At 64.5% G+C, this 12,564-nt stretch carries 7 protein-coding genes; 6 read left to right on the top strand and 1 reads right to left on the bottom strand.

The features are described 5' to 3' along the window. Positions 1–32: 32 nt before the first annotated feature. Positions 33–6,620: a hybrid sensor histidine kinase/response regulator gene (locus V8Z78_RS16425; protein ID WP_349731732.1), complete on the top strand. Its 6,588-nt coding sequence runs from the start codon at positions 33–35 to the stop codon at positions 6,618–6,620. Between the two features lie 181 nt (positions 6,621–6,801). Here V8Z78_RS16425 and V8Z78_RS16430 read toward each other — a convergent pair whose 3' ends face one another. Next, the gene (locus V8Z78_RS16430; RefSeq protein ID WP_349731733.1) at positions 6,802–8,292 is read right to left on the bottom strand and encodes a cryptochrome/photolyase family protein; all 1,491 of its coding nucleotides are present in this window, start codon (positions 8,290–8,292) and stop codon (positions 6,802–6,804) included. 22 nt (positions 8,293–8,314) lie between these two features. Between V8Z78_RS16430 and V8Z78_RS16435 the strand changes: the two genes are divergently transcribed. The 5 genes from V8Z78_RS16435 to V8Z78_RS16455 all read left to right on the top strand — a co-directional run bounded on the left by V8Z78_RS16435 (position 8,315) and on the right by V8Z78_RS16455 (position 12,415). Then, entirely contained in the window at positions 8,315–8,914 is a 600-nt protein-coding gene (locus tag V8Z78_RS16435) for a YqgE/AlgH family protein (protein WP_003071169.1), read from the top strand. After that, on the top strand, positions 8,911–9,423 hold the full coding sequence (gene ruvX / locus V8Z78_RS16440; protein WP_034396455.1) for a Holliday junction resolvase RuvX: 513 nt from the start codon (positions 8,911–8,913) through the stop codon (positions 9,421–9,423). Before V8Z78_RS16435 ends, ruvX begins: the two co-directional genes overlap by 4 nt. After that, positions 9,420–9,950, top strand: a complete 531-nt coding sequence (gene pyrR, locus V8Z78_RS16445; protein ID WP_003071172.1) for a bifunctional pyr operon transcriptional regulator/uracil phosphoribosyltransferase PyrR — start codon at positions 9,420–9,422, stop codon at positions 9,948–9,950. Before ruvX ends, pyrR begins: the two co-directional genes overlap by 4 nt. A gap of 2 nt (positions 9,951–9,952) precedes the next feature. Continuing rightward, positions 9,953–10,915, top strand: coding sequence for an aspartate carbamoyltransferase catalytic subunit (locus V8Z78_RS16450; RefSeq protein ID WP_003051536.1), 963 nt, complete (start codon positions 9,953–9,955; stop codon positions 10,913–10,915). Between the two features lie 207 nt (positions 10,916–11,122). Beyond that, positions 11,123–12,415 (top strand): dihydroorotase, encoded by a 1,293-nt coding sequence (locus V8Z78_RS16455; protein ID WP_046461791.1) that lies wholly within the window; start codon positions 11,123–11,125, stop codon positions 12,413–12,415. Positions 12,416–12,564: the final 149 nt, after the last annotated feature.

The following is a 12,564-nucleotide window of genomic DNA, read 5'->3' on the forward strand; positions in this document are numbered from 1 at the left end:
TGCACAACCCTTGAGGGTTAAGGAACTAGAGCATGTCAGTGGTTGACGACTCGCCAATACGTACAGCCATGTCTGCAACTGCAGAGCAGGATCTGGGCCCGCTGGCCTGGGTGCTCGATGAAGTGCGCAAGTCGCTGGAGGCAGCGACCAAGGCTGTGAGCCGTTTCATGCGCGATGCGGATGCGGCCCGTTTGTCTGATCTAGAGGAGTTGGATACATCGGCATTGCGCATTGCACGCCAGCAGCTGCATCAGGCCTGTGGCGCTCTGGAGATGGTGGGTGTCACCGCCCCGGCTCAGGTGCTGCGCAGCATGGAGGCTGCGGTCAACCGCTTTGTACAGCGTCCCGAATACTGCACGCAGGAAGCCGCGAGCACGCTGGAGCGCACGCACTTTGCGCTGATGGAGTTTCTGGAGGCCGTTTTGGCCGGTCAGCAGGTCTCGGCTGTAGCCCTGTTCCCTCAGTACCGTGAGACCCAGGTGCTGGCCGGCAATGACAAGGCCCACCCGGCTGACCTATGGCCTGCCGAGCGCCGTGCGCGCGAGCCCCGCTGGACCGGGACCATGCCCGAGCCGCTGGCCTATGGCCCACATGCACGTGCCATGCTGGACGGTGTGGTGCTGCGAATGGTCAAGAGCGATGACCGCGAGGCGGCAGCCCAGATGTGCGAGCTTTGCCGGCGCTTTGCGGCAGCTCAGTCCGAAGATGTAGCGGCGCGCAGTTTCTGGAAAATCGCTGCGGCCTTCTTCGACGGCCTGGCACGTGGACTCATCACTGCCGATATCTACGTCAAGCGCATGGCTTCGCGCGTGCTCATGCAGTACGCCAGCATGGCCAAGGGCGATAGCCTGCCGTCAGCACGTCTGTTGCAGGACTTGATGTTCTTTTGCGCGCAGGCCAAGCCCCGCGAGCAGGCCGGCGACAGTCTGAAGGCCGTACACGAGGCCTATGCCATGGAGCACATGCCGGTGGTGGACTACCACGTGGCACGCTATGGCCGCTTCGATCCCTCGGTGCTGGTGCAGGCGCGCAAGCGTATTGCGGCTGCTGCCGAGACATGGTCTGCCGTAGCGGGCGGCGACCGCAGCAAGATCAGATCCATGGCCGAGCAGTTCGGACTGGTGTCCGAGTCGCTGGTCAAGCTGCAGCCTGTCAGTCACGGGCTGGCGCGCGCGCTGATTCGTGTGGCGGAGACGGTGGAGCGCATTGGCGAGCCGCCACCAGCCGAGCTGGCCATGGAGGTGGCGACCGCGGTGCTGTATCTGCAGGCCAGCTTCATGACTGCCGGGCATGACGACGAAATACAGGCCGCCCAGTCCAGCGTGCTGGTCCAGCGTCTGGATGCGGCTTTGCATGGCGCGCAGTCCGAGCCGCTGGAAATCTGGATGGAGGAGCTCTACCGTCAGGCCAGCGACCAGCAGACCATGGGGTCGGTGGTTGGAGAGCTGCGCATCACCCTTGGCGAGGCTGAGAAGCAGCTGGATCTGTTCTTTCGCAATCCCGCGGACACCTCGGTGCTGGCCTCGGTACCGGGCCAGATGGCGCAAATGCGTGGGGTGCTGTCGGTGCTGGGATTCGAGCAGGCCGCGACTGCCATGCAGCGCATGCGTGACACCGTCGAGCATCTGATGCTCGGCGAGGTGACGGTCGAGAACCAGCCTCGCATCTTCGAGAAGCTGGGCAGCAGCCTCGGTGCCATGGGCTTTCTCATCGACATGCTCAGCTACCAGCGCAATATGGCGCGCAAGCTGTTCGTCTATGACGAGGAAAAGGACGAACTGCGCATCGTCATGGGTCATAGCCGCAGTCGCGGCCCCGAAGCCTTCCGTCCCACCGTGGATATTCCCATGGATGGCGTACCGTCTTCTGGACAGACTCCAGTCGCTTCGGCTGCCGTGATTGCTGATCCGGCAGTGGAGCCCTCGGTCGCCGCACCGCCACCGCCTGTCGAAGTGAGGCCAGTTCCCGCTGCTGTGGCGAAGCCAGAGCAGTTGCAAGTCAGGCACATCGAGGACGAGGACACCCCGCCGTGGGCAGTGACCGAGCCAGGTGCCTTGCCCGAGTTTGAGGCAGCACCCGCACCAGCCGTGGCAGAGTCGGCCGGCGTGGGCTCCGATGCCCTGGCCGATGCCATGGCTCAGGTGTTTGCGGGCATGCAGTCGGGCAAGCAGGCAACTGACGAGGCGGATGTCGCTCGGGATCTGACAGCGGCAGTCGCAGCTCCTGCGGGCGTGCCTGCGGCTGCTACGGTGCCGGCAGCCGAATTGAACACTGTAGATCTGGACGGCGACGATGAGCTTCTGTCCATCTTCCTGGAGGAAGCCCGCGAAGTCGTGGATAACGGCTTGCAGGCCCTCAAGGTTTTGGCGGACGAACCCGGCAATCTGAGCGAGCAGACCACGCTGCGCCGTGCGTTCCACACGCTCAAAGGCAGCTCGCGCATGGTGGGGCTGGATGAGTTTGGTGAAGCCGGCTGGGCCATGGAGCAGATGCTCAATGCATGGCTGGCAGAGCAGCGACCCATGCCGCAGGCCATGCAGCAGCTGGCTCAGGATGCCCTGAAGGCCTTTGCCGTCTGGGCACAGGATATAGAGAACCAGCAGGCGCAGAACTGGTCGGCCACGGCCTTCCGTGCCGCTGCAGACGCCATGCGTCTGCAGGGCGAGCGTGCCGAGGTGGCCCTGGTTCCGCGTCGCGGCGAGCGCGCCCAGGGCCTGGAGTCGACCGAGGCGGCCGCTGCTGCGGATGCACCCGTGCTGGAGTTGCCTGTAGCGCCCGAGCCGATCGCCGAGCTGCAGTGGCCACTGGAGCCACAGACCGTGGCCGCAGAGCCCGTATTTGCGATGCCGGAGCTGGAGTTCCCGCAAGAAGAGCTGTCTGCGCAGCCAGATCAGGAGCCGGTGGCTGAGCTGGAGGCGGCAGCAGCCGACTTTGCCTTGCCGGAACTGGATATTCCAGACGACCTGCTGCATCAGCTTCAGGCACCCGATGCGCTTGAAGCGTCCGCATTGCCTGCTCTGGAGTCGGCGGCAGAGCCCGAGTGGATAGAGGGCGCCGAGGAGGTTCAGCCTTCGCTGCAGGAAATCACCGCGGCAGAAGAGGTGCAGGAGCTGGATTTTGCCGCCTTCGAAGCGGCCATGCGTGAAAGCGAGCAGGCTGCCATAGACATGCAGACTGCCGTGGAGCCCCCCGCCATGGACGCAGCTACCGGGGTGCCGGCCGCTGTGGAGATGGCGCTCGAGCTGCCGTCTGCAGAGGCTGCGATCGAGCTGGAGGCCATTGAAGCCTTGCTGGATGGCGTGCCCGAGCCAGTCATGGCCGAAGAACCCGCTCAACTGCCGGAGCCCGAAGTCTCTGCGGTTGAGCAGGTGCTCGAACAGACAGGTGAGCCGGACGACAGCTATCGCAATATAGACGGGCTGCGCATCAGTGCAGCGCTGTACAACGTCTATCTCAACGAAGCAGACGAGTGGTCAGAGCGACTGGGTGAGGTGTTGCTGCAGTGGTCGCAAGAGCCGGCTGCCGTCATTCCCGACGACGCGATCGCGCTGGCGCATTCCCTGGCAGGCAGCTCCGGCACCGTGGGCTTCAAGGCCTTGTCGGAGCTGGCGCGTTTGCTCGAGCATGCACTGCTGCATCTGCAGCCTCAGGGCTATGCCGGCGCGCTGCAGATTCAGCAATGCGTGACCGCATCCGATGAAGTGCGCCGCTTGCTGCATCAGTTTGCGGCAGGCTTCCTCAAGGACGCTTTACCCGCTGTCGAAGACGCACTGCGTGAAATCCTGAATACTCCGATCGATGCCGGTGCAGCAGCTGAAACTGCCGATCTCGAGCTGTCCGATCTGGCCGAGCTGGATGAGGCAGAGTGGCCCGAGGTGCAGGCGCTGCAGCCGCCTGCAGATCCCAAGGACTTGCCGCTGGACTTTGCTGCCGAGCTTTCGCAGGATGGGGCCTTGCCCGAGCTTGCGGGTGATGGACCCAAGGGTGTGGCCGAGGAAGACGTGGGAGCATCGGCAGCCGACCCGTTGCTGGATGCCGTGGTGAAAGCCGCGGATCAGGCACCGTATTCCATGGTGCCTGCCGCGGGCAGCGTGGAGCATGAGGCCGAGCTGCAGCGCCGTATCGATGAAGCCATTGCTCTGGCGGTGCATGCCGGTGACGACGAAGACGATATCGATGTGCTCGATCAGGTCGATGCCGACCTGTTTCCCATTTTCGAGGAAGAGGCCATCGACCTGCTGCCCAAGCTCGGTGCTGCACTGCGCCGCTGGCATGGGCGCCCGACGCTGGATGAGGCTCGCAACGAAGCCCTGCGCGCTTTGCACACCATCAAGGGCAGTGCCCGCCTGGCGGGTGCCATGCGCATGGGTGAGATGGCCCACCGCCTGGAGTCGGCGGTGGAGCGTATTGATCAGGAGCGTCCCGCAGCCGAAGCGATCGAGCCGCTGCTGAGCAGCTTTGACGCTTTGCAAGCCAGCTTCGATGTGCTGCGCATGGCCGGTGAGCAGGAGTCCGAGCAGCCACTGGCTCAACTGGACGATCTTCTTGCTCAGGCGCCTTTGCATCTGAGCGCGGCGGAGTCTGATGTAGAGCAAGCAGCAGCGGAAGCTCAAGGCGGAGAAAAGACTGCCGCAGATTTTGAGCAGGCCATTGAGCTGCCGGCTCCGGTGGTGCCGCGTCCTGCGTCGCAGCAGACCGTGCGTGTGCGGGCGCAGCTGCTGGACCGTTTGATTTCCCAGACCGGTGAAGTACTGATTGCCCGCTCGCGTGTCGATGCGCGGCTGTCGCAGGCGCGTTCGGCGCTCAATGACTTGACGGGCAACCTGGAGCGCCTGCGCACGCAGCTGCGCGACATCGAGGTGCAGGCCGAAAGTCAGATGCAGTCGCGTCTGGCCCTGTCCAAGGACACGGCAGCCGGTTTCGATCCGCTGGAGTTCGATCGTTTCACCCGCGTGCAGGAACTCACGCGCATGATGGCCGAATCGGTCAACGACGTGGCCACCGTGCAGCGCAATCTGCAGCGGGATCTGGCCGCTGCCGAAGACGATCTGGTGGCCCAGGGCCGGCAGGCACGTGATCTGCAGCGAGATCTGCTGCGCACGCGCATGGTGGAGTTCGACTCCTTTGCCGAGCGTCTGTACGCCGTGGTGCGCCAGACGTCCAAGGAAATGGGCAAGCAGGTGCGCCTGAACATCCTGGGCGGCACCATCGAAATGGACCGAGGCATGCTGGAGCGCATGATGCCGGCCTTCGAGCATCTGCTGCGCAACTGCGTGGCTCATGGCATCGAATCGCCCGAGCGGCGCCAGGAGCTGGGCAAGCCGGCTGTCGGCACCATCGAGATCGTGCTGAGTCAGGAGCGCAACGACGTGGCGCTGTCCGTGGAGGACGACGGTGCCGGTCTGGACCTAGAGCGGATTCGCGCCAAGGCCATCAGCCTCAAGCTCTGGAACGACGAGCGTCCCATGACGCTGGAAGACGCGGGGCGCCTGATTTTCGAGCCGGGCTTCAGCACGGCCGCCGAGGTGACGGGTGTTGCCGGCCGCGGCATCGGCATGGATGTGGTGCGTTCCGAAGTGAATGCTCTGGGCGGTCGTATCGAAACCCATACCGAGCCAGGCCGTGGCAGCGCCTTCCGGCTGGTTGTGCCATTGACCACGGCCGTGACCCAGGTGGTGATGCTGCGCATGGGCGCCGTGTCCATGGGCGTGCCCGCCAACCTGGTGGAAATCGTGCGTCGCGTGCCCGTCGATGTGCTGGAGGAGAGCTACCGCAAGCAGGAGTTCCAGGACGGCAGCGAAGTCATGCCCTTCTATTGGGCCGGCGCGCTGTGGCAAACCTCTGTGCGCAGCGAAGAAAACCTCGGTCGCACGCGCCCCGTGGTGATAGCTCGCAGTGCCTCGCAGCGTGTGGCGCTGCATGTGGACGAAGTGCTGGGCAACCAGGAAGTGGTGATCAAGAACCTGGGGCCGCAGCTGTCGCGTCTGCCCGGTCTTACCGGCATGTCCGTGCTGCCCTCGGGGGCCGTGGTGCAGATCTACAACCCGGTGGCGCTGGCCAACGTCCATGGCGAGCAGGTGCGAGCCATGCTGGCCAGGGCCGAGCAGGCCGCAGCCGATGGCGAACTGCAGGCTCTCTCAGGCGGTGCCGATCTGCTGGGCGCCGAAGCTGCGCAGACCACGGTGCCGCTGGTGCTGGTGGTGGATGACTCCATCACCGTGCGCCGCGTCACCCAGCGTCTGCTGCAGCGCGAAGGCTACCGTGTCACGCTGGCCGCTGACGGCCTGCAAGCCATGGAGCGTCTGCAGGACGAGCGCCCGACCCTGGTGCTGTCGGACATCGAAATGCCGCGCATGGACGGCTTCGATCTGTTGCGCAATATCCGCGCCGATCAGACGCTCGAAGGCATGCCGGTGGTCATGATCACTTCGCGCATTGCCCAGAAGCATCGCGAAATGGCCCGTGACCTGGGAGCCAATCACTACCTGGGCAAGCCCTATTCCGATGAGGAACTGCTGGGTCTGATCCAGCATTACGCCTTGCAGCGCAGCGGCCCCGCGCCTGAGCGCAGCCCGCTCGGCGGGTTTGCGGCCGAGGAGTCGGGAGTGACAGTCGAATAAGGTCTGCTCCTCATAACAGAGCGGCTTGCGCTGATCCGGATTGCATTTCAGATTGATATTGATCTGAAATACATGAAGGCCGTGCGCAAGCCGCTTCTTTTTTGAGTGACAGCCTATTGGACGGCTGGCAGCCGAGTACACCACGGATGTGGAGCTCCGCAGGGCCTGGAGCCAGGAAAGCTCAAGCTTCTTTCTTGAGGATTCCGTAGCGCGCCAGGGTTTTCTCCCGCGCTGCCGCATGATCCACGACGGGCAAGGGATAGTCGCGCCCCAGTGCGATGCCTGCTTCGGCCAGTTCCAGCGGCTTGGCCAGCCAGGGGGCATGCCGCAGTTTGCTGGGCAGCTGAGCCACTTCAGGCACATAACGCGCTATGAACTTGCCGTCCGGATCGAACTTCTCGCTCTGGGTCACCGGGTTGAAGATGCGGAACCAGGGCTGGGCATCGCAGCCCGTGGAGGCCGCCCATTGCCAGCCGCCGTTATTGGCCGCCAGATCGAAGTCATTGAGCTTTTCGGCGAAATAGGCCTCGCCCCGGCGCCAGTCCAGGCCCAGATCCTTGACCAGAAAGCTGGCCGTGACCATGCGCAGCCGGTTGTGCATATAGCCGCTGGAATTGAGCTGGCGCATGGCGGCATCGACCAGCGGGTAGCCGGTGCGGCCTTCGCACCAGGCGGCAAAGAGGGGGTCGGCCTCGGCTCCCGTCTCCCATTCGATGGCGTCATACGCCGGCTTGAAGCTGCGCTCCACCACATAAGGTTGGTGGGCCAGGATCTGGAAGTAGAAGTCGCGCCAGATCAGCTCGCTGAGCCAGGTGGCCGCCCCTTCGCGTGCCGCGGCAGACCAGTCCTCGTTGTGGGCCGCCTCATGGGCGAGGCGGGCCAGCTCGCGTATCGACACGGTGCCAAAGCGCAGATGGACGCTGAGATAGCTGGGCCCCTTGAGGGCCGGAAAGTCGCGTGCCGTCTTGTACTGCGGCAGGCGCGGCAGAAAATCGGCCAGCAACTGGCGCGCGCCGCTGACGCCGGTGGGCAGGCGCAGGCCGGCCAGCGTGTCCGGGGCAAAGCCCAGATCCGCAGCCGTGGGAATCGGGCGGCGCTCGCTGTCCGGCAGATCGGCCAGCTTGCTCGCCAGATCGCGCTCGCTGGGGTAGGCCGAGAGATAGAACGGTGTGATTTTCCGCAGCCAGGCGTTCTTGTAGGGCGTGAAGACCGAAAATGGCGACAGGCTTTGGGTCAGCACCTCGTCGCGCGCAAAGATGCGGTGGTCCTTGAAGCGCAGCAGCAACTGCCCCTGGCTCTTGAGGCTGCGCGCCACCTGGGCGTCGCGGGCGATAGCCGCAGGCTCGTCGTCGTCGTTGCAGAAGACGGCGCCCGCGCCCAGCTGCCGGGCCAGGGCCGGGATGATGTCCTGGGGCAGACCGCGCCGCGTGATCAGCCCTGTGTGCGGGCGTCCTGCGGCCTCGCGCAGGGCGGCATCCAGCTCGGTCAGACTCTGGCAGATGAACTCCACGCGGCGGTCGGCGCGGGGCAGGGCGGCAAGAATGCTGTCGTCGAAGACAAAGACGCAATACAGCTTTTCACATTGCTGCAATGCATGATAAAGGGCCGCGTTATCGGCCAGACGCAGGTCGCGCCGCAGCCAGATCAAGCCCACAGGGTAAGAAGGAGTCATGGATCGCCAGTAAAATCGCTGCATGTCTGCAGAATCTGCGCCTATCAACTTGACGCACCACTTCCTGATTGCCATGCCCGGCCTGGAAGATGAGTCGTTTTCGCGCAGCGTTGTCTACCTGTGCGAGCATAGCGAGCGTGGCGCGCTCGGTCTGATTATCAACAAGCCCTCCAAGCTCAGCCTGCAAGGCCTGCTGCAAAAAGTGGATTTGGGTCTCAAGCGCGATGATTTGCGCGACCAGCAGGTCTTTACCGGTGGCCCGGTGCAGACCGATCGCGGCTTTGTGCTGCATGAGCCCATGGTCATCGAAGGCGCACCCGAGAACGAATCGGCCTATGCCTCGACCATGACCATTCCAGGCGGTCTGGAGATGACCACGTCCAAGGATGTGCTCGAAGCCCTGTCGGACGGTGCCGGCCCCAGGCGCGTGCTGGTCACGCTGGGCTATTCCTCCTGGGATGAAGGCCAGCTCGAATCCGAAATCGGCGAAAACGCCTGGCTGACCGTGGAAGCCGACCCCGAGGTGATCTTCAGCACCCCGGTGGACGAGCGCTATGACCGCGCTCTGGGCCTGCTGGGTCTGCAGCGCTGGATGTTGTCCCCAGAGTCGGGTCGCGCATGAACGATATTTCCTCTTCCAACAAGGCCGCCGATGCGGCCTTTTCCTCGACTTTTTCCTCGGCCGAAAATGCGGCTGCTAGGCCTGCAGCAGCGCCCGCACCGCAAAAGCCGGAGGTTCCGGCCCATTTCCAGCAGTTCCTGGGCTTTGACTTCGGCATCAAGCGCACGGGTTGCGCCTCGGGCAACCGCGTGCTGGGCGGCGCCAACCCGCTGCCCACCATCAAGGCCGAAGCGGCGGATGCACGCCTGGCCGCGGTGGAAAAGCTGATCCGCGAGTGGCAGCCCAACGCCCTGGTGATAGGCGTGCCCTACCACCCCGATGGCGCGGCACACGAGAACACGGCCCGGGCCCTGAAATTCGGCCGCCAGCTCAGAAGTCGCTTCAAGCTGCCGGTGTACGAGGTGGACGAACGCTACAGCACGACCGAAGCCCTGGCGGGTGGCGCACGCGACGCCGACGCGGCTTCGGCCTGCATCATTCTTGAACAGTTTTTGAGGAGTCTCCCATGAGTGAAACCATTGCAGGAAACCAGCCGGGACAAGGCAGCCTGATCCTGGACGCCGAAGCCCTGTATAGCGAGCTGCTGCGCGGCGTGCAGCGCATCATGGGCCCCAATACCCGTCTGGCGGGCATCACCTCGGGCGGCGCCTGGCTGGTCGAGCGCCTGCACAAGGATCTGAACCTCAAGGGCAAGCCCAGCGTGCTGTCTTCCTCGCTGCACCGCGACGATTTTGCCCAGCGCGGCATGGCTTCCAGCGCCCAGACCCAGATCGCCTTCGATGTGAACGGCGCCGATGTGCTGGTGCTCGACGATGTGCTCTACACCGGCCGCACCGTGCGCGCCGTGCTCAACGAACTCTATGACTACGGCCGTCCCGCCAGCGTGCGACTGGCCGTCCTGGTGGACCGGGGAGGGCGCGAGCTGCCCATCCAGGCCGACTTTGCCGCAGCGCGCGTGGCGCTGCCGGCCGACCGTTCCCTGGCGCTGGCGCGCGACGAGGGCGGTGTTTTCCACTTCCGCATTCAAGAGGCCTGATCGTGCTGTACAAGCGCAACCCCCAACTCAACAAGAACGGCGAGCTGATCCACCTGCTCTCCACCGAAGGCCTGTCCAAGGACATCCTGACCCAGATTCTCGACACGGCCAGCAACTTCGTCAGCGTCAACGACCGTGAAGTCAAGAAGGTGCCTCTGCTGCGCGGCAAGAGCGTGTTCAATCTGTTCTTCGAGAACAGCACGCGCACCCGCACCACCTTCGAGATTGCGGCCAAGCGCCTGTCGGCCGACGTCTTCAACCTGGACATCGCGCGCAGCTCGGCCAGCAAGGGCGAGACCCTGCTGGACACCATCGACAACCTCTCGGCCATGGCGGCCGACATCTTTGTCGTGCGCCACAGCGAGTCGGGCGCTCCCTATCTGATCGCCAAACATGTGGCGCCCCATGTGCATGTGGTCAATGCCGGCGACGGCCGCCATGCCCACCCCACCCAGGGTCTGCTGGACATGTACACCATCCGCCACTACAAGCAGGATTTCTCCAATCTGCGCGTGGCCATCGTGGGCGACGTGCTGCACTCGCGCGTGGCGCGCTCGGACATCCACGCCCTGACCACACTCGGCGCTGCCGAGGTGCGCGTGGTCGGCCCGCGTACCCTGGTGCCCTCGGACATGGCCAGCATGGGTGTGCGCGTCTTCCACAATCTGGAGGAGGGCATCAAGGACTGCGACGTCATCATCATGCTGCGTCTGCAGAACGAGCGCATGAGTGGCGCGCTGCTGCCTTCGAGCCAGGAATACTTCAAGAGCTTCGGCCTGACCGAAAAGCGCCTGGAGCTGGCCAAGCCCGATGCCATCGTCATGCACCCCGGCCCCATCAACCGCGGCGTGGAGATCGACTCCGCCGTGGTGGACGGCCCGCAGGCCGTGATCCTGTCGCAGGTGACCTTCGGTATCGCCGTGCGCATGGCGGTCATGTCGATCGTCGCGGGGAATGAGGCTTGAACACCCCCTGAGCCGCTGCGCGGCTTCCCCCTCTCTCGCGATGCGGGAGGGGGACGACACCTTCGCGTCGGGGCGGCCCTAGCTCGGTGTCCCGTGCGAAGGTCGACGAAGCAAACTGCAGTTGCTGGTGGTGACGGTTTTTAGAGATGTTTTTATAGCTGCTAGCGCTTGTGTGGCAAGGGCTGGAAGCCAATTTGGTGCCAAACCATGAAGATTCTGATTCGCAATGGCCGGGTGATGGACCCGGCACGAGGTTTCGACCAGCAGGCCGATATCGCCATCGATGGCAGCGTGATCGCCGCCATTGGCACAGTGCCCGAAGGTTTTGTGGCCGAGCGTGAAATCGACGCCTCCGGCCAGTGGGTGCTGCCCGGTCTGGTGGACCTGGCCGTGCGCCTGCGCGAGCCCGGTCACGAGCATGAAGGCATGTTGCAGTCCGAGATGGCGGCTGCCGTGGCCGGTGGCGTGACCAGCCTGGTCTGCCCGCCCGATACCGAACCCGTGCTCGACGAGCAGGGTCTGGTGGAAATGCTCAAGTTCCGTGCCGAGAAGCAGCACAAGTCGCGTCTGTTCCCCATGGGCGCGCTGACCGTGGGACTCAAGGGTGAAACGCTGACCGAGATGGCCGAGCTGACCGAGTCCGGTTGCGTGGCCTTCGGCCAGGCGGATGTGCCGCTGTCCAGCATCACCACGCTGAGCCGTGCGCTGAGCTATGCCAACACCTTTGGCTATGCCGTGTGGCTGCGCCCGCAGGACAAGGATCTGGGCAGGGGCGTGGCCGCCAGCGGCGCGCTGGCCACCCGCATGGGTCTGGCCGGGGTGTCCGTGGCGGCAGAGACGATTGCGCTGCACACCATCTTCGAGCTGATCCGTGGCTCGCAGACCCGGGTTCACCTGTGCCGCATCTCCAGCGCCGCCGGCGTGGAGCTGGTGCGCCGAGCCAAGGCCGAAGGCCTGAACGTGACCGCCGACGTGTCCATCAACTCGCTGCTGCTGACCGAGAACGACATCGGCTACTTCGACAGCTGTGCCCGTGTGGTGCCCGTGCTGCGTCAGCAGCGCGACCGCGATGCGCTGTCTGCTGCACTCGCGGACGGCACCATCGATGCGCTGGTTTCCGATCACTGCCCGGTGGACGAAGATGCCAAGGTGCTGCCCTTTGCCGAAGCCGAACCCGGTGCGACCGGCGTGGAGCTGCTGCTGTCCATTGCCGTGAAGTGGAGCCGCGACTACAAGGTGCCGCTGAACCGCGCACTGGCTGTCGTGACTTCGGCTCCCGTGGCCGTGCTGGGGAGCGCCCTGGGCGAGCAGCAGTCCCTGCTGGGGCAGCTCAAGGTGGGCGGCGTGGCAGATCTGTGCATCGTCGACCCCGAGGCGGAGTGGACGGTCGATCCCAAGGCGCTGCAAAGCCAGGGCAAGAGCACGCCATTCAACGGCTATGAGCTGCCTGCGCGCGTGGTAACGACTATCGTTGACGGCGCTGTCGCCTATCAACGATAGGCTCCCCCTGAGCGGCTTTGCCGCTTCCCCTCTCTCGATGCGTTGCATCGGGAGGGGGACGACACCCTCGGTGCGCGGCGGCGCTTCCTAGGTGCCTCTGACTTTGCATTGCGCCAGTCTTAGGCGCTTGCCGGTTTCAAGTTGCAGCA

It is taken from the genome of Comamonas sp. wu1-DMT, from assembly GCF_040187805.1.
Classification (GTDB): domain Bacteria; phylum Pseudomonadota; class Gammaproteobacteria; order Burkholderiales; family Burkholderiaceae_C; genus Comamonas; species Comamonas thiooxydans.

Coding starts and splice junctions, on each gene's coding strand:
- V8Z78_RS16425 (WP_349731732.1), top strand. CDS start 33: ATGTCAGTGGTTGACGACTCGCCAATACGTACAGCCATGTCTGCAACT.
- V8Z78_RS16435 (WP_003071169.1), top strand. CDS start 8,315: ATGTCTGCAGAATCTGCGCCTATCAACTTGACGCACCACTTCCTGATT.
- ruvX (WP_034396455.1), top strand. CDS start 8,911: ATGAACGATATTTCCTCTTCCAACAAGGCCGCCGATGCGGCCTTTTCC.
- V8Z78_RS16455 (WP_046461791.1), top strand. CDS start 11,123: ATGAAGATTCTGATTCGCAATGGCCGGGTGATGGACCCGGCACGAGGT.
- pyrR (WP_003071172.1), top strand. CDS start 9,420: ATGAGTGAAACCATTGCAGGAAACCAGCCGGGACAAGGCAGCCTGATC.
- V8Z78_RS16430 (WP_349731733.1), bottom strand. CDS start 8,292: ATGACTCCTTCTTACCCTGTGGGCTTGATCTGGCTGCGGCGCGACCTG.